The organism is Tenacibaculum gallaicum (assembly GCF_003387615.1).
Taxonomy (GTDB): domain Bacteria; phylum Bacteroidota; class Bacteroidia; order Flavobacteriales; family Flavobacteriaceae; genus Polaribacter; species Polaribacter gallaicus.
Genome location: NZ_QUNS01000008.1, coordinates 91,334 through 111,033, shown reverse-complemented (window position 1 = coordinate 111,033; position 19,700 = coordinate 91,334). Strand labels below are relative to the sequence as shown.

The 19,700-nt window shown below is 33.5% G+C and carries 9 protein-coding genes; 3 read left to right on the top strand and 6 right to left on the bottom strand.

Going from position 1 to position 19,700, the window contains the following annotated elements; genetic code table 11:
• Positions 1-168: 168 nt before the first annotated feature.
• The 6 genes from C7448_RS13365 to C7448_RS13340 all read right to left on the bottom strand — a co-directional run bounded on the left by C7448_RS13365 (position 169) and on the right by C7448_RS13340 (position 8,626).
• Positions 169-1,731 carry an AraC family transcriptional regulator gene (locus C7448_RS13365; protein ID WP_211321920.1) on the bottom strand — a complete coding sequence of 521 codons (1,563 nt, stop codon included), beginning with the start codon at positions 1,729-1,731 and terminating at the stop codon, positions 169-171.
• A gap of 127 nt (positions 1,732-1,858) precedes the next feature.
• Positions 1,859-2,428: a TetR/AcrR family transcriptional regulator gene (locus tag C7448_RS13360; protein ID WP_115901890.1), complete on the bottom strand. Its 570-nt coding sequence runs from the start codon at positions 2,426-2,428 to the stop codon at positions 1,859-1,861.
• A 10-nt stretch (positions 2,429-2,438) separates the two neighbouring features.
• Entirely contained in the window at positions 2,439-3,839 is a 1,401-nt protein-coding gene (locus C7448_RS13355) for an efflux transporter outer membrane subunit (protein ID WP_115901888.1), read from the bottom strand.
• Positions 3,840-3,841: 2 nt separating this feature from the next.
• Positions 3,842-6,979, bottom strand: a complete 3,138-nt coding sequence (locus C7448_RS13350) for an efflux RND transporter permease subunit (protein ID WP_115901887.1) — start codon at positions 6,977-6,979, stop codon at positions 3,842-3,844.
• Between the two features lie 11 nt (positions 6,980-6,990).
• Positions 6,991-8,115: an efflux RND transporter periplasmic adaptor subunit gene (locus C7448_RS13345; protein ID WP_115901886.1), complete on the bottom strand. Its 1,125-nt coding sequence runs from the start codon at positions 8,113-8,115 to the stop codon at positions 6,991-6,993.
• 16 nt (positions 8,116-8,131) lie between these two features.
• Complete coding sequence (locus C7448_RS13340; RefSeq protein ID WP_115901884.1) at positions 8,132-8,626, bottom strand: GbsR/MarR family transcriptional regulator; 495 nt, start codon at positions 8,624-8,626, stop codon at positions 8,132-8,134.
• Positions 8,627-9,418: 792 nt separating this feature from the next.
• Here C7448_RS13340 and C7448_RS13335 point away from each other — a divergent pair.
• From C7448_RS13335 to C7448_RS13325, 3 genes are read left to right on the top strand one after another with little or no spacing between them, the layout of a single operon-like run.
• The gene (locus C7448_RS13335; protein ID WP_170137043.1) at positions 9,419-16,756 is read left to right on the top strand and encodes a DUF7507 domain-containing protein; all 7,338 of its coding nucleotides are present in this window, start codon (positions 9,419-9,421) and stop codon (positions 16,754-16,756) included.
• A gap of 15 nt (positions 16,757-16,771) precedes the next feature.
• The gene (locus tag C7448_RS13330; RefSeq protein WP_115901881.1) at positions 16,772-17,707 is read left to right on the top strand and encodes a PorP/SprF family type IX secretion system membrane protein; all 936 of its coding nucleotides are present in this window, start codon (positions 16,772-16,774) and stop codon (positions 17,705-17,707) included.
• Positions 17,708-17,719: 12 nt separating this feature from the next.
• On the top strand, positions 17,720-19,672 hold the full coding sequence (locus C7448_RS13325) for an OmpA family protein (RefSeq protein WP_115901880.1): 1,953 nt from the start codon (positions 17,720-17,722) through the stop codon (positions 19,670-19,672).
• Positions 19,673-19,700 lie beyond the last annotated feature (28 nt).

The following is a 19,700-nucleotide window of genomic DNA, read 5'->3' as shown; positions in this document are numbered from 1 at the left end:
ATGGTTTAATATGTTTTTGTTTGTTTGATAATATTACCAACTCAAACTGAATCTTCATGTATAAAAAATAATAGCTAAGTACTACTTAATAATATCGTTTATATTAAGTAATAGGGCGCAAGATATAACCGTTTGATGTTATAGAGGTATCATTCTAAAGAGTGGAACCTAATTTATTAGTTTTTTTCGGTACTCTGATGGAGTATAACCCGTTTGTTCTTTAAACACACGGTTAAAAGTAGTTTTGCTTTTGAAACCAGAATCGTAAGCAACAGCAAGTATTTTGTAATCTTTGCTTGTAGATAATTGTAATATTTCCTTGGCTTCTTTAATTCGATATGAGTTGATGAGTTGATAAAAATTCTTATCAAATTCAAACGAAAATACTTCAGATAAATGATGACTACTTAATGATAACTTTTCGGCAAAATTTGCTTGTGTTAAGTTATGGTTTAAGTATATTTTTTCTTCTTCAATTTCCTTTAATATTTTTTGTTTGTAAGAGCTTCTATTTTCTTTTGATAATGAGGAGTTTTTATACTTTTCTTGTATTACTTTTTCTGCTTGCTCTTTTGTTTCTTTAACAGCATTTTTCTCCTCATTCTTTTTTATGTAAATCCAAAACAACCCTCCTAAACCAATCATGCAAAACACACTAAACCACAAGGTTGTTTTTTGCTGCTCTGAGAGTAAAGCTTCTGTATCTTCTTGTGCTGAAATAGTTTCTTCTTTTGCTTTAATTTCTGCCTTTAGTTCTTCTGTTATAGCTTTTTTTTGATTCTTAAGAAAGCTTATTCGGCTCTTGTTATACTTCTTTTCTGTACTTAAATGAGCTGTTGTTTTGTTTAGCTTTTGATATATTGTGGTAAGATTTTTATAACATATCATTTCTATTTCTTCTATATTCTTTTCAGAAGCTATATTTAGTGCTTGTTTTAAGCATTTTTCTGCTTTACTGTAAAACTCTAGTTTTAAATTTGCAACCCCTAAATTGACTAGAAGCCATGCTTTTACTCTAGTGTTTTTTTCAAAAGCCTTGTACTTTTTAGCTTTATTAGCTGTTTCAATAGATTTTTGATATGCTCCTAATTTATAATACGAACTGCTAATATGGTTTAATGATGTTAAAATAATATTTTCATTGCCTGTTTCTTCTCCTATTTCTCTTACTTGTTCAGCATATAGCAATGATTTTTCTTCTTTATTTAAAGCTGAATAACTTATCGATAATCCATTCAATGCAGCCATTTTTATTAACTTTGGTTTCTTAGTATAAGCCGCTTGCTTTAATACCATCTTCATGGTTTCTATACTCTTTTCATAAAGCTCTACATTATTGTATATATTTCCTAAATTAACTAATACAACAGTTTCAACCTGCCTGCTTTCTGGTACTGTTTTAGCAATAATTAATGCTTTTTTATACAGTACTATACCTTCTACATATTTTGTTTGCATATTTAAGCTTATTGCTTGATTAACCATTGCTTTTACTTGTAAAGCTTTTAGATTGTTCTTTTTAGAAATATTGTATAAAGAATCACTATAGATTTTATGAAGCTTGTAATTTCCTTCTGTATAGTTTTCTTGTAATTTTTCTAAATAACTTTCTGCTTTTTTTTGGGTATTTAAAAGTTGTGAACCTGTTTTATCTTGACTATAAAACTGGGTTACAATGCTAAGCAATAAATATGTAGTTATATTTTTAAACAATTTCTGTTTCTTTTTCACAAAAGTACGTCAAAAATATTGTTTCTTTTTCCAACTATAAATCGTTTTTTCAAAACAAAAAGTGCCTTGTAGAGATGATAACATACTACATGACACTTCTTATCAAAAACCACAAAAACTTGTGTATTTACTTAGTCGGTTTTAGAGAGTTTAAATTATTAACAATCATATATTCTAACAACACTTCTTTTGAATAATTGCTAAACAAATTATCAGAGTCAAACAAACGGCTCTCTAACCCACTTAAATATAATTTACTAAATAATTCAATATCTACATTAGACCTTATCTCTCCTTGTTCTTTAGCTTCTTTTAATAGGTTCATTACATCTGTGGAAACAACATCTTTTGTAATTTCTTTGTAGGCATTATAAGCATTAGGGTAGTACTTTTTCAATCCAAAAATAAATGAAGGTTTAAATTTTACTACATACTTAAAAACTACTTCATATATTTCTATTACTTTGTTTAATGCTGGTTTCTCAGACTTGAGAATAGGTTCTATATCAATCTTAAATTCATTTATTAGCTCCCTAATACTTTCAATTATTAATTCTTCTTTTGAAGAGAAGCAAGCATAAATGGTTTTTTTTGAAATTCCGAGTAGCTCAGCTATTTCATCCATTGTAGTATGCTTACTGCCAAAGGCTATAAACTTTTCTTTGGCTACTTTAATAAGTTTTGCCCTATTACTCATAATAACCTTCTTACTTCCAGCCGCCTCCTAATGCTTCATATAAGTTTACAACACTTAACAACTGATTTAATTTGTTGTTAATAACATTTAACTCAGCATTTAAAGCTCTTTCTCTTGCTGTTAATAAGTCTAAATAGTTGGCATATCCATTTTTTAACAACTCTTCTGAGTTCATTTCTGCTCTTCGTAAAGCTTCAACCTCATTTTGTCTGTATTCAAATTTTTCGGTTTCCGCATTATAATCAAAAAGTGCATTTGAAACTTCATTTCCAGCGGTTAGCAAGGTCTTTTTAAAACTTAATAATGCTTGTTCTTGCTGTGCTTTAGCCACCTCATGTTGTGTTTTAATTTTTCTTTGATTGAAAATAGGTTGTGTTAAACCTCCAATTATGTTTGCAAACAAAGAGTTTGCACTTAATAATTCATCAAGTTCTAAACTTTGAAACCCACCTGTTGCGGTTACTGTTAAAGACGGATAAAAATTACTTTTAGCAACATTCGTCATCTCAAAAGCATTAATTAAACCATACTCAGCAGCCATAATATCTGGTCTGTTTCTTAGTAATTTTGCTGGAACTCCTATTTTAACTACCTCATCCAACTGTTGTTCTGAAAGTTTGCTTCTTTCAACAACTACTGATGTTCTTCCTAATAATAAATTTAGTGTATTCTCTGTTTTAAAAATAGCTGCTTCTAAATCTACTTTTAGTGCTTTTGCATTATTATACTGCGCAATATTCTGATCAACAGCAACCTGATTTACTTGTCCAGCATCTTTAAGAGCTTTAATAGTGGTTACACTACTTTCTCTCGTTTCAATGGTTTGTTCAGTGACTTCTAATTGAGCATCTAAAGCCAATAACTGATAATATGTTGAAGTTATCGCAGAAACTAATTGTGTTTTTACAGCTTGATGCGCCGCTACGCTTTGTAAATAACCTGCTTTTCCTGCTCGTTTATTACTACGTATCTTACCCCAAATATCAGCTTCCCATGACAGGTTTCCTGTAATTTCGTACTGATCTATACTACCATTAAAAAAAGACCCGAATTGACTGTTTTTTGCAAGTTCTTGGTGTGTAGCTTTTGCCCCAATACCTATACTTGGTAAATATCCTGCTTTACCTTGTTTCATATAAGCTTCAGCAGCTGCCATTTGTTGTAGTGCTACACGAATATCTAGGTTATTTTGAAGCCCTTCATCAATATATTTTTTTAAATGAGCATCAGTAAACATGTCTTTCCAAGACACATCTGCCATTGAAAGACTATCTTGTGGCAAATTATCTGTTCTATACAAATGTTCTGTTTCTTTTAACTCAGGACGAGCATAATCCTTAGCAACAAAACAACTTTGTAAGGTTGTAGCCATTACGACTACAACCAAAGTTTTATTTAAAATAAATTTCATAATTAATCTTCTTTAATTTCAACAACAGCTGGTTTGCTTGATACTTTTTCTTGCAACCATTGGAATACTACAAATAGTACAGGAATAACAAATACCCCTATTAAAGTACCAATTAATAATCCTCCCGCAGCACCAGTTCCAATAGAGTTATTTCCTTCAGCACCTACTCCTTTTGCTAATACTAATGGCAATAACCCAAGAATAAAGGCGAACGAGGTCATTAAAATAGGTCTTAAACGTACTTTTGCTCCCTCAATAGCAGAGTCGTATAAGCTTTTTCCTTGCTTACGACGTTGTATTGCGAACTCTACAATAAGAATCGCATTCTTAGCTAGCAGCCCTAATAACATAATCAAGGCAATTTGGAAATAGATGTTGTTCTCTAATCCTGCTAAATAAGTGGTATAATATGCTCCTGCTACCCCAATTGGTAACGAGAAAATTACTGATAATGGTAATAGGTAACTCTCATATTGAGCTGCTAATAAGAAATATACAAACAAAATACTAATCATAAAAATAATGGTAGATTGTCCTGATGATGCTATTTCTTCCCTAGTAATTCCTGAGTAAGCAACACTATACCCTTCTGGTAAATTATTTTCTGCTAATGTGTTTATTTTGGTAATTGCATCTCCTGAACTATACCCTGGAGTTACCCCTCCGTTTACAGTAACTGAGTTAAATAAGTTAAATCTATTTACCGTTTGCGGACCATATACACGTTCTAAGCTTACAAATTGAGAAATTGGTGTCATTTCCCCACTTGGTGTTTTTATAAACATGCTGTTTAAACTTTCTTCATTTATTCTATCTTCAGGTAACGACTGTACAAAAACTCTAAATTGCTTTCCAAATCTACTAAAATCTGCTGCGTAATTACCTCCAATATATCCTTGTAAAGCTGAAAGTATAGCACTCGTAGATACTCCTGCTTCTTTAGCTCTTTCTACATTGATATCTAATTCTAACTGAGGGAATCCAGTATCAAAAGAGTTAGAAGCAAATGCTATTTCTGGCTGTTGATTTAACAAACCAACAAATTGTTTTGCTGTTGCATCCATTTCTGTTAGCGGTTTTGCAGCACGATCTAATAATCGCATTTCAAAACCATCAGCACTACCAAAACCTGGAACACTTGGTGGTGTAAAGAAAATGATATTCGCGTCTGGTATCGTTGCTGCTTTACCAAATAATTGACCAACTATACTTTTCACTGACTCTGCATCACTCTCTCTTTCACTCCAGTCTTCTAGAATAATAAAGCCCATTGCGTACGAACTTCCTTCTCCTGAGAAAAAGTTTCTTCCACTAATAAATGATGCTCCTTTTATTCCTTCAATTCCTTTGATACTCTCGTATAGCTTTTCTGTTACTTCATACGATCTATCTAATGAAGAACCTGCTGGTAATTCAGCATTCATAAAAACTACCCCTCTATCTTCTGACGGTACAAAACCTGTAGGTATCGTATTACTTGCCCAGACAATTGCCAAAACACTTACTCCTAAAATACCTACTGTTACCCATTTATGCTTTACTAAAAACCCTAGAGACTGCGTGTATTTATTGGTTACTGCATTAAATCCTGCGTTGAAGGCATCGTAAAAACGTTGTAACAAGCCTTTTTTCTTATGATTTTCGTTATGTGGTTTTAATAACAATGCACTTAAAGCTGGTGTTAATGTTAAGGCGTTTACTGCAGAAATTAAGATAGCAACCATTAGCGTTACCCCAAATTGCTCATAAAACACTCCTGATGGACCTTGTATAAAAGTAATTGGCACAAATACCGCCATCATTACCAATGTAATAGAAACAATCGCTCCACTAATTTCACTCATGGCAGAAATAGATGCTTTTTTAGCACTTTCTGCTCCATCCTCCAGTTTAGCATGTACCGCCTCTACTACCACAATGGCATCGTCTACCACAATTCCAATTGCTAAAATTAAAGCGAATAGGGTTAATAGGTTGATAGAATATCCAAATAGATTTAAGAAAAAGAACGTACCAATAATTGATACTGGAACCGCTATTGCTGGTATTAAGGTAGACTTAAAATCTTGTAAGAAAATAAACACTACAATAAATACTAATAAAAAGGCTTCTATTAAGGTGCTTTTTACTTTGTTTACTGATGCTGTTAAGAATTTATTGGTATCGTAATTAATAATATAATCTAGTCCTTCTGGAAAATCTTTCTTTAGGTCTTCTAATTTCACATAAATATTTTCAATAATTTCTTGTGCATTAGACCCCGGTGTTTGAAAAACTCCGAAGTTAAGTGCAGGGCTTCCATTTGTACGTGATAATGATGAATAAGAAAACGCATCTAATTCTACTTTCGCTACATCTTTAACACGTAAAAATTGTCCATTTCCTAAAGCCTTTACAACAACATTTTCGTATTCTTTTGCTGTTTTGTATCGTCCTTTATATTTAATTACATACTCAAAAGATTCTCCTGAATTTTGTCCTAAAGATCCAGCTGCTGCTTCTAAACTTTGTTCATTAATTGCTGCAATTACTTCTCTAGGTTCTAACTTATAAGATGCCATTTTTGCTGGATCTAACCATACTCGCATCGAATAGTCTTTTGCTCCAAAAACATTTACAGCTCCCACTCCAGAAACACGTTGTAGTTCTGGTTTTACGTTTATATTCAAGTAATTTTGAATAAAAACATCATCATATTCTGGGTTTGTTGAAAATATAGCTGCATATAAAAGTGCTGAGTTTTGCTGCTTTGCAGTAATAACTCCTGCTCTTGTAACTTCTGAAGGCAATAATGCATTGGCTCTAGCAACTCTATTTTGTACGTTTACCGCTGCAATATCTGGATCGTACCCTTGCTCAAAGAAAACTTGAATACTTGCTGTACCTGTATTACTTGCAGTAGAAGTCATATAAGTCATTCCTTCTACCCCGTTTATTTGTTCTTCTATAGGAACAATAACACTTTCTAAAATTGTTTCGGCACTCGCTCCTGGATAAGAAGCAGTAACCTGCACCGTTGGTGGTGCTATATCAGGATATTGCGTTACCGGTAGTTGTGTTAATGACAGTACCCCCAATATTACTATGATAATAGAGATTACTGTAGAGAGTACCGGACGCTCTATAAATTTTTGTAACATGATTTTCTTTATTATTTAAATACCGTATCGAATGAGTTAACTATGCTATCTAAAGGTGTTGGAACAGGTTTAATTTTTGCTCCAGAGCGTACTTTATTTAACCCTTTACCTAAAATGGTTTGCTCTTTTGACAATCCAGATGCAACTACATAAAGTTTTCCTATTTGCGCTTCAACTTCAATAGTTTTTTCAGCCAAAGAATCATTGTTCACTGTATAAACGTATACTTTACCTTGGCGTTCAAATGTAGATTCTGAAGGTATAACTAATGCATCGTTATGTACTTTAGGTATTAAGATTGTACCACTACTCCCGTTACGTAATAAGCTGGCTTTATTATCGAACTTCGCTCTAAAACTAATAGTTCCTGTTTGTTGGTTAATATCACCAGCAATGGTTTCAATAGTTCCTGTTTGTTCGTATTCTTTTCCGTTTGCTAGTAATAATTTTACTTGAGGTAGTTTTTTAATTTTCTCATCCATCGTAGCTCCTTCTGCTGAGGCAATGAAGTTTAAAAACTCTTTTTCATTCATTGAAAAATAAGCATACACATTTTTTATAGAAGCAATTTTTGTAAGCGGCATTGCACTCTGTGCACTTACTAATGCTCCTTTTCTATAGTTAATTGAACCCACAAATCCGTTTACAGGACTTTTTATATTTGCGTAGTTAATATTAGCTATAACACTATTATATGTACTTTTAGCTTGTGCCAAATTGGCTTTGGCTGTTTCTAATTGTACTGGACTAATAATATTTTTTTCTACTAATGGTTTTAGCTTATTAACTTCTACCTTTGCCGTGTTTACAACTGCTTTTGCTGCTTCAGCATCTTGACTTAATGATTGTGTTTCTAACTTAAACAACAATTGTCCTTGTTTAACCTTTTGTCCTTCTTTTACTAAAACGTTTTTTACATACCCAGAAACCTTAGGTCTTATTTCACTATTTACTTCTCCTTCAATAGTTACCGGGTAGCTTTGATAATTAGTTATTGTTTTTTTAGTAACCTTAACTACCGGAAAAGGTAGCGCGGGCATCTGCTGTTGGTTTTGTTGTTGTTTTTTTTCACAGCTTGTAAAAAATAATGCAACAATGCTAAGAATAGCAATACCGTATATGTGTTGATATTTCATTTTATGTATATAATAATTAGTGTTTGTGGTTTATGATTTTTTCTTTTAGCTTGGTTACAGAAGTTATTGCTCCATCTAAAAATTCAATAAAACTGTCATGAAAACCAAGATCAAATTTATCTTCTTCTTTCAATGTTTTATTAATATCTTCTTTGTACTCTTTAACTTCTATATGTAATTCTTTTTCTCCTTCCCATTCTTCTACCATATTACTTATTCCTTTTAGCATTGTATCGCTATTAAGAATGAAGTATTTTTTTCTATCACCTGTTTTTGTAAAGTAACTTACTTGTTTTAGTCCTTGTAAGTGATTAAGATGTGTTGAAATTGTACTTTTACTAGCACAAAGACCAGACACCAAATCTTCAAAGGTTGTTCCTTGTTTTCCTGTTAAAATAATATGTGAAAATATTCTTGCCGCCACTGGAGCTAACTGTTCTTTTTTTTCTAAAAAAATCCCTAGCTTCTCAACCAATTCACATTTCTTCTTTTCTACTTGATTCATCTTCATTAAAAAATTTACGATGCAAAAATAAGTTTAGTTCGGAACAAACCGAACTAAACGAAGTTAAAAAAATGTTAATACATTCTTAACAAATAGGATCTGAAGTCTTTTTCTTTCTCTTAGCTACATAACTTATTTCATTAAATAGTTATCGTGAAAAACTACCTTCTTACTCAAAAAAAGACTTTTAAAAAACTGAGAAACAACAATTAAAATCAAAAAAATAAAATTTTATCCATTGTATTTATGATGTTTTTTTATTATATTCACAAAGTATTAAGAGTTTTAATCCTAATTAAATAACGTTAAAAATTATGATTTCTCTCCTCTTACACCCCCTTAAAGTTAAAATACTATTTACTGTCAATAGCTAGTTATTGACTGTTGGAAACTAGGTAATTCCTTTTTTTGGTTTTACTGGAACACATTTAAGTTTTTTAAATTTAAGTCTCTCACATTATGATTATCTTTCTCTTACCTCATCAAAAAGGTTAGCTATAATTAAACACTATTATTTTTAACCAAACTTTCAAGAGCTAACCTACTGTTATTCCAATAACTACACAGTTGTTTTTTAGACTACCAATATTTGGAAGTCTTATAACTATACCAATACTCATAACCAACTATACCCCCGAAAAATGAAATCTGACTCCTTGCTTTGTTAAAAAATTAGCTATTACACCCCAAGTATTTAAAAGCTATTTGTCAACATTTTAATTAATGTAATGTTGTTTCTGCCCATAAACCACTATTTGGGCTTGACAATACTTTACAATGTCTAACCAATCAACTATTATGAAAAGAATTACCCATACGTACTTAACGTTGCAAAAAATTTGCATACAATTTAAACTCACTTCTTTATTTTTCTTGTTTTTGATTCTTTCTTCATTTTCTGAAAATAGAAACTTAAATGACAATATTAATTATTCTCCACCTATAACCGTTCCTTGTAACACCGATTCTCCTGTTGCTATCACTTCAACTAGTTTCACTGATTTGACTGTAACTGAAGATACTAGTGGACTTTGTTTATTGGGGTGTGGTATTTCAAATCTCAACAACCTAACAGATACTGACCTTACGAACTACACTACAGTTTCTACACTACTAGGACTAGGTGTAACCCACACAATAACAGTAACCGATGACACTATAGATGAATATTTTGAAGCGGGAAGTTATGCTGGCTTTTTAGTAGAAAATGGCTCTGTTGCCCAAATAGACTTACTGGGAGCTATTACTATAAGAACCTACCTAAATGGTGTTCAACAAGAAACAAATTCAGGAGCTTCGTTAGTAACACTTGATGGCTCTCTACTAAATAATGACCAATTTTATGTGGGGTTTTATACCACATTAGACTATGATAGTATTGAAATTTCGGCAGCTAGTTTAGCTGGTATTGCTTCTAGCACCAATATTTATTATCCTGTTACTAATAGTTTTTGCGTTGGTCCTAATTTAGAGCCTAATACCCCTACTTTAATAAATAAACCTGATTTTCCTGCTCGTATTGTTGATGAACACACAGGAATGGGAGGTCTTTTAAATGTTGGTACTGTCACAAACACCAATGCTGCAGTAGACTCAAACAGTAATACATATGCTAGTATTGATTTTACTTTAGGAGTTATAGCTACTGGAAGTATTTCTATAAAAGACGAATTAACAAATTATCCAGCACAAACTTATGTAGGTTTTGATATTGAAAATGCTTCTGTTCTGAATCTTGAATTACTTGATGGGGTTACAATAACTACATATTTAGACGGAGTTCAACAAGAAGTTAAAACAGGTAGTTCTGAATTATTATCTATAGACAGTGGTTTATTGTTTACGGGGACTGAACGATCTCAAGTAGGTTTTGTAACTTCATTACCTTTTGATGAAGTTCAATTATCCATTCAACAGACTCTTTCTCTAGACTTAGGAAGCACTCGAGTTTATGGTCTCATATTAGAAGCTTTTAGTGAAGGTGATTTAAACTGTGATACTGCTACGTTACTAAACAACCCTTCTCAACCTGTTATAATTAACAACACAAATACTGGTGTAAATGGGGTGGCTTGTGTAGCCTGTGAAGTAGATAATGCAACAAATGTTATTAGTGAAAGTGAATCTGACTTTGCTATGATAAATGTAACAGCTGGTGTTGCTAGCACAGCTTCTATTTCTGTTGAAAACGTTTTAAGTAATTTTCCTTCTGGAAGTACTGCTGGATTTGTTATTAGAGATACAAATGACCTCTTAGAACTAGACCTATTAAACTCTTTAACTGTAACAACATATTTAGACGGGTCAGTACAAGAAACACAATCTGGAAATAATTTACTAGCTCTTGAAGCATTAGGGTTAATAAATATAACTCCATCTGCAACTAATGGTTTTTATTTAGTAGGATTCCCTACCACACTTGAATATGATGAAATTCAGCTTACGGTTAGCTCACTTGCTGCTGCTGTTAATAGTATTGAGGTATATGGCAGTTATGTAGACAACTCAATAATAATATCTGGAAGTAAAATAAAAGAAACATCTATAGGAGCTTCAGACGGAAGCATATCTTTATCTGTATTAGGAGGAACACCTCCCTACACTTATTTATGGAGCCCAGGAGGTGAAACCTCTTCTTCTATTTCAGGGTTAACCCAAGGAAACTACACTGTGACTGTAACAGACTCTAATGGATGTCAATCTACAGCAGAATATATTATTTTTACTGATGGTGTACAATATCCTATTCCATGTAATACAGAAAATCCTGTAGCAATAACAAATGATAACTTTACTGATTTAACAGTAGACGAAAATACTTCTGGGCTCTGTGTGGTAGGTTGCGGTATTTCTGACGCTAGTAACATCATAGATACAGATCCTTCTAGCTTTGCTTCTGTATCAACACTTATCGGTTTGGGAGTAACACATACTTTAACTATTACAGACAACACTGCTGGTGAATTTAATGAGTCAGGTGGTTATGCTGGCTTCCTGATAGAGAATACGTCTGTTCTTCAAGCCGACCTTTTAAATGCCATTACTATAACAACCTATCTTGATGGAGCACAGCAAGAAACGAATACTAGTACTTCTTTACTTGCTTTAGACAGTCCTATCTTAGATGCTGATCAGTTCTATGTTGGTTTTTATACTTCAATGAATTATGATGCTGTAGAAATTTCTATTGCTAGTTTAGCTGGAGTCGCATCAACAACAAACGTTTACGCTGCTGTAACAAATAGGTTTTGTGAAGGGCCTGAATTAGCATGTAACACCGCCACACAACTTACTAAGCCAAACTTTCCAGTTAGAGCAGTAGAGGAGCATACAGGTAATGGTGGTCTTTTAACACTAGGTACCGTTAACAATATTAATAATGCTATTGACTCTGACAACTCGAACTACGCTTCTATAAATTTATTAGCTGGGGTTGCAGGTACAGCATCAATAGCATACAAAAATGAAATTACAGATTACACCGCTAATACTTTTGCAGGTTTTGACATTGAAAATACTACGCTTTTAAACACTCAATTGTTTGACGCTATAACCATTTCAACTTATTTAGACGGAACACTTGTTGAATCTAAAACGGGCGCAACTGAATTGCTTCCAGTATATTCTGGTTTGTTATTAACAGGAAGTGAATCTGTAAGATTAGGGTTTATTACTACCGCTCCTTTTGATGAAGTACAACTTTCTATGACACAAACCCTTTCATTAAATCTGGGTAGTACCAGAGTTTACGGAATGGTACTTCAATCTTTCTGTCCAGGAACAATCAATTGTGACGAACCTTATGTAATATCAAACCCAAGCAACTCAGTGATTATTAACAATGATAATACAGGAACTGATGGTATTGCTTGTGTAGCTTGTGAGGTTGATAATGCTGTAAATGTTATATCTGAAGACAATTCTGATTATGCACTTATAAACATTGTGGCTGGTGTAGCTGGAAGTGCTTCAATTTCAGTTCAAGATGTACTTGTTGATTACCCTGCTGGTACACAAGCAGGGTTTGTCATCAGAGACACAAACGACTTACTTCAAGCAGATTTATTGAATACACTCACAATTACAACTTATCTTAACGGCGTTCAACAAGAACAGCAAACAGCAAATAATTTGTTAGCTCTTGAAGCACTTGGATTAGTTAATATTACTCCTACTAGTACAGATAGCTTTTACGTTGTAGCTTTTGATACTAGCACAGGTTTTGACGAAATTCAATTAACTATAACCTCATTAGTTGCCGCAGTAAATTCAATTGAAGTTTATGGTGGATATATTGATGCGACTAACACATCTTTTTGTCAGCAAGCAGACATTGCCTTATTAAAGCAAGGTATTTTTAACGATGTGGATAATGACGGATGTGCAAACCCTAACGAAACAATTACTTACACATATACCGTAACAAATACAGGTAATGTTAGTATTACCAATGTTGAGTTAACCGACCCTATTTCTCCATCTCCTTTAACATTAAGTTCTGGTGATACTGATGGTGATAATGAACTAGATGTTGACGAAACATGGATATATTCATTAGACTATATTATCACTCAAGATGACATTGACAATGGCTCAGTTACTGGTCAAGCTACTGTAACTGGAGTTAGTACAGGAGGAACCAACGTAAATGATTTATCTGATGACAACAGCACTTTAGAAGACGACCCAACAGTAATCAGTTTATGTCAAACTGAAGATATTGCACTTATTAAACAAGGAACCATTAATGATGAAAACGGTGATGGTTGTAGCGACAATGGAGAAACAATAACCTTTATCCTTTCTGTAATAAATACCGGAAATACAACTTTAAACTCAATAGTAGTAACCGACCCTTTAATAACAGTTTCTTATACTTCAGGAGATACCGATTCAGATAATGAACTAGATGTTAACGAAGTTTGGGTATATACAGGTTCTTACAGTATTACTCCAGTTGATATTACTAATACATTTGTTCAAAATCAAGCCACAGTTCAAGCCAGTACTGTTTCAGGAGGTACAGTGAATGATTTATCAGACGACAACAGTGCTTTAGAGGATGACGTAACATCTGTTGATTTATGTCAAGCACCAGACATAGCCGTTGTTAAAACAGCAACCTTTAATGACGAAGATTCTGACGGATGTAGCGATGCTGGAGAAACATTAACGTATACAATAACAGTTACAAACCAAGGAAACACTGGCTTGATAAATGTTACTGTAAACGATCCTCTACTAGGTGGACTGGTTGCACTAGACTCAGGAGATATAAACACCAACAATACCCTTGACGTAGGTGAGGCATGGATTTATACTGCTAATTACGTTTTAACTCAAAACAATATTGATACTGGTTCAGTTACAAATCAAGCTACAGCAAGTGGTGAATCATCTCTTGGAGTTGTTGTTACAGATTTATCTGATGACAATAGCATTCTTGAAGATGATCAAACTCAAACCACCTTATGTCAATCCGATAATATTGCACTTATTAAAACGGCTACTTTCAATGACGAAAACACAGATGGATGTAGCGATGTAGGAGAAACTATTACCTATAACTTTACTCTTACAAACACAGGAAACACTACCATTACTAATGTAGTTCTTACCGACTCAATGTTGGGTGGCACAATTGCACTAGCTTCAGGTGATACTGATAGCGATAATCAACTTGATGTTAATGAAACTTGGAGTTATACTGCTAACTACACGATTACACAAGCTAATATTGATAATGGTCTAGTAACCAATCAAGCAACTGTTACGGGGACTAGTATCAGTGGTAATGACGTGAATGATTTATCTGACAATGACAGTACCCTAGAAGATGACCAAACACAAACTACTCTTTGTCAATCTGATGGTATAGCACTTATTAAAACGGCTACTTTCAATGACGAAAACACAGATGGATGTAGCGATGTAGGAGAAACTATTACCTACAGTTTTACTCTTACAAACACAGGAAATACCAGTATTACCAATGTAGTTCTTACCGACTCAATGTTGGGCGGTACAATTGCACTAGCTTCAGGCGATACTGATAGTGATAATCAACTTGATGTTAATGAAACTTGGGGTTATACTGCTAGTCATGTCATAACACAAGCTAATATTGACAATGGTTCGGTAACCAATCAAGCAACTGTTACAGGTACAAGTATCAGTGGTAATGACGTGAATGATTTATCTGACAATGACAGTACCCTAGAAGATGACCAAACACAAACTACTCTTTGTCAATCCGATGGTATAGCGCTTATTAAAACGACTACTTTCAATGATGAAAATACTGACGGATGTAGTAACGTAGGAGAAACTATTACATATAATTTCACCCTTACAAACACAGGAAATACTACCATTACTAATGTAGTTCTTACCGATTTAATGCTAGGCGGTACAATTGCACTAGCTTCAGGTGATACTGATGGTGACAACCAACTTGACATTAATGAAACTTGGAGTTATTCTGCTAATTACACAATTACTCAAACCAATATTGATAATGGTTCGGTAACCAATCAAGCAACTGTTACTGGTACAAGTATCAGCGGTAATGACGTGAATGATTTATCTGACAATGACAGTACCCTAGAAGATGACCAAACACAAACTACTCTTTGTCAATCTGATGGTATAGCACTTATTAAAACGGCTACTTTCAATGACGAAAACACAGATGGATGTAGCGATGTAGGAGAAACTATTACCTATAACTTTACTCTTACAAACACAGGAAATACCAGTATTACCAATGTAGTTCTTACCGACTCAATGTTGGGCGGTACAATTGCACTAGCTTCAGGCGATACTGATAGTGATAATCAACTTGATGTTAATGAAACTTGGGGTTATACTGCTAGTCATGTCATAACACAAGCTAATATTGACAATGGTTCGGTAACCAATCAAGCAACTGTTACAGGTACAAGTATCAGTGGTAATAATATAAGCGATCTATCAGACAATGATAGTGTACTTGAAGATGACCAAACACAAACTACTCTTTGTCAATCTGATGGTATAGCACTTATTAAAACGGCTACTTTTAATGACGAAAACACAGATGGATGTAGCGATGTAGGAGAAACTATTACCTACAGTTTTACTCTTACAAACACAGGAAATACCAGCATTACTAATGTAGTACTTACCGACTCAATGTTGGGTGGTACAATTGCACTAGCTTCAGGTGATGCCGATAACGACAATCAACTTGATGCAAATGAAACTTGGAGTTATACCGCCAGTTACACAATCACTCAAGCCAATATTGATAATGGCTCCGTAACCAATCAAGCAACTGTTACGGGTACAAGTATCAATGGTAATGATGTAAGCGATCTATCAGACAACGATAGTGTACTTGAAGATGATCAAACACAAACTACTCTTTGTCAACTCAATGGTATTTCTCTTGAAAAAACAAGTACTTTTAATGATGCTAATGGAGATGGATATGCAAATATTGGAGAAACAATAACGTATAGTTTTGTCATTTACAATACTGGAACATCAACACTATATAATATTACTTTGCAAGATAACCTACCTGGTATTATTATAAACGGTAACACTATTTCTCAACTCTTACCAGGTGAAGTAGATAGTACAACTTTTACTGCTACTTACAGTATAACTGAACAAGACTTAATTAACGAATCCGTCACTAATCAAGCTATAGTCACCGCTGAAGACTCCTCTGGAAACTCAATAACTGACACTTCTGACGACCCTAATAACTTAGATGATATTGATGTTGACAATGACGGTGACCCAGATGACCCAACAATGACAGTTTTACCCATAGAAGAAGTTCCTTTTGAAGTTTTTAATGCTGTTTCCCCTGATGGAGATGGCGCTAATGATTTCTTCCGCATTAACGGTATAGAAAATTACCCTAACAACAACCTTAAGGTTTTTAATAGATGGGGCGTTTTAGTTTACCAAACTGATGCCTATGGAACTAATGGAAACTTATTTAAGGGAATTTCTGAAGGACGAGCAACAGTCAGTAAAGATCAAAAGTTACCTACAGGTACTTATTTCTATATACTAACACGGTGGAACGCTAACCAAGAAGCTATGACTAACAAAGGGTATCTATACCTAAAAAGAAATTAAAAAACACAAAACCTAATGAAACATTATTATTTATTACTACTACTATTTATTAGTTCAAATGTGTGTTTTTCTCAACAAGACCCACAGTATACACAATACATGTATAATACTCAAGTCATAAACCCAGGTTATATTGGTTCTAAAACCACTCTTGGTTTAGGGTTGCTATATAGAACGCAATGGGCAGGATTTGAAGGAGCTCCAAACACTGGTACTTTCACCTTTAATACTCCTTTAGGTACACTCAAACGAAATGCAATAGGGCTTTCTATTATTAATGATAAAATAGGTCCTTCAAACGAAACAGGTATTACTATAGATTATGCATACTCTTTATTGTTATCAGGAAATTCAAGAATATCCTTTGGAATTAAAGGTGGTCTAAGCATACTTGATGTAGATTATTCTAAACTAAACATATATGATGATAATGATTGGCAGTTTGCAGAAAATATTGATAAAAAAGTGCAACCTCAAATAGGTGCAGGTATTTACTATAACAACGACAGGCTCTATCTTGGATTATCAGTACCTAATTTTTTCAATTCAAAACACTATAATTCAGATAGCACCAATAACAGTGACGAAGACGCTATAGCTATAGAACGTTTACATTACTTCTTAATAGCTGGTTATGTTTTTGATATTAGTGAAAACCTTAAGTTTAAACCTACAACAATGTTTAAGTGGGTTAATGGCTCTCCTTTACAAGCCGATTTATCTGCAAATTTTCTATTCAATAATAAATTCACCCTCGGAGCCTCATATCGATGGGACGCTGCAATTAGCGCCATGGCAGGATTTCAAATAACTAATCAGTTATTCTTAGGAATGGGATATGATTTTCAAACTACAGACATCGAAGACCATAGTAATGGTACTTACGAGTTCTTTTTAAGGTTTGACATCTTCAATAATCCCGAACGTATACTAACACCAAGATTCTTCTAAACTCTTAATATCATGAAAAAGCATTATTTAATATTTTATTTTTTTGTTGCCTTAACAAGTACTTCTGCTTTCACTCAAATTGCACTAGTTGAAAAGGCAAATACCAAGTACAATACGTATGATTTTATAGATGCACAAAAAATCTATTTAAAAGTCGTTGAAGGGAACTATGGATCAGCCGAAATTTATAGAAGATTGGGAAATACATACTATTTTAACAGCAATTATTCAAGCGCTGCAAAATGGTATTACAATTTAATAGATCGGTTTCCAAATGAAGCCCTTACAGTTGATTATTTTAGAGCAGCTCAATGTTTAAAAAGCATTAATCAACCTGAAGAAGCTGAAAAACTCATGGAAGTTTACAGATTTAAAGGAGGAAAAGTTACCTCCTTAAAATCCTATAAAAATGTTGCTGACACTTTATTCAAAAAAGGTGTGCAGGATAAACTTTTTGAAATAGAAAAAGTTCCTGTAAATACAGAATATTCAGATTTTGGTCCAGCCTTTTATGGTAACAATATTGTTTTTGCCTCAAGTAGAAAAAACCCAACTTTATCAAAAGAACAATCTACTAAACTTGCTGGATGGGATAATCAACCTTTCCTTAACTTATATCAAGTTCCTTTAGATAAAGACATGAATTTTGGGCAAGTAAAAGCTTTTGACAGAAGTATTAATTCACCTTACCATGAATCTACCGCTATTTTTACAAAAGATGGAAACACCATGTATTTCACCAGAAACAATTATTTAAATGGTAAAAAGAAAAGAGACAAAGATCATGTTGTTAGACTCAAAATATATAAAGCCACCAGAAATGGAAATACTTGGGGGAGTATACAAGAACTCCCTTTTAATAACGACAATTACTCCGTTGGGCATCCAACCCTTAACCCCGAAGAAAACAGACTTTACTTTTCCTCAGACATGCCTGGTAGTTTAGGAATGTCCGATATTTGGTATGTGAAAATTTTAGGAGAAGGTATTTATACAAATCCTATTAACCTTGGTAACAAGATAAACACTGTTGAAAGAGAAACTTTCCCGTTTGTAAGTGACGATAACGATTTGTATTTTTCTAGTGACGGGCATTCATCAGGCATGGGAGGTTTAGATATTTTTGTAACAAAACTAATAGAAGACTCTCATGGTGAAATATCTACTTTTGGAGAACCTATAAATAGTTCAAAAGACGATTTTGGGTTCATTATAAAAGAGGATAGAATAGGTTATTTCACATCTAATCGTGATGGTAAAGAAGGCAGTAAAAGTGATGATATTTATCAAATTTGGGAACGTTGTGAAATCACCATTCAAGGACCTGTAATTGATAAAAAAACTGGTGAACTAATTCCAAATGCGGAAGTTACTTTAATAGATAGTAACAACAAAAAAGTAAAAACAATGACTGTAGGTAATGATGCTACTTTTACCTTTTTATTAGATTGCCAAGAGCAATATACTCTAAGGGCAAAGAAAAAGGAATACTTTCCGAAAGAAAAAGTTATAGAAACCCCCAGCAACCCAAAAACTATTAAAATGCCTATTAAGCTAAACATGCCTTTGGCTTTGGAGCTGTCTGACCCTTGTCCTCCAAACGATTTGGGATGTAGGTTAACATTACAACCTATTTACTTTGATTATGACAAATCTAATATTCGTCCAGATGCAGAAATTGAATTGGCTAAAATTTTAGCCGCTTTAAATGAGTACCCTACTTTGAAAATTAGTATTGAATCACATACAGATTCAAGAGGTAATGATTCTTATAATTTAAAGCTATCTGAAGACAGAGCACAAGCTACATTAAATTGGCTACTGAAAAAAGGAATAGATATAACAAGGTTAACTGCTCAAGGATACGGAGAATCAGAGCTCATTAACAAATGTACTAACAAAACGGCGTGTGCTGAAGATGAGCATCAACTCAATCGTAGATCTATGTTTATAATTAAAGATTAACTTAAGAAAGCTCTTTTTTTTGTAGTAT

Bases quoted from the DNA above. Each gene is read 5' to 3' on its own strand.
- C7448_RS13325 (WP_115901880.1), top strand. From the start codon at position 17,720: ATGAAAAAGCATTATTTAATATTTTATTTTTTTGTTGCCTTAACAAGT.
- C7448_RS13350 (WP_115901887.1), bottom strand. From the start codon at position 6,979: ATGTTACAAAAATTTATAGAGCGTCCGGTACTCTCTACAGTAATCTCT.
- C7448_RS13355 (WP_115901888.1), bottom strand. From the start codon at position 3,839: ATGAAATTTATTTTAAATAAAACTTTGGTTGTAGTCGTAATGGCTACA.
- C7448_RS13360 (WP_115901890.1), bottom strand. From the start codon at position 2,428: ATGAGTAATAGGGCAAAACTTATTAAAGTAGCCAAAGAAAAGTTTATA.
- C7448_RS13340 (WP_115901884.1), bottom strand. From the start codon at position 8,626: ATGAAGATGAATCAAGTAGAAAAGAAGAAATGTGAATTGGTTGAGAAG.
- C7448_RS13335 (WP_170137043.1), top strand. From the start codon at position 9,419: ATGAAAAGAATTACCCATACGTACTTAACGTTGCAAAAAATTTGCATA.
- C7448_RS13330 (WP_115901881.1), top strand. From the start codon at position 16,772: ATGAAACATTATTATTTATTACTACTACTATTTATTAGTTCAAATGTG.
- C7448_RS13345 (WP_115901886.1), bottom strand. From the start codon at position 8,115: ATGAAATATCAACACATATACGGTATTGCTATTCTTAGCATTGTTGCA.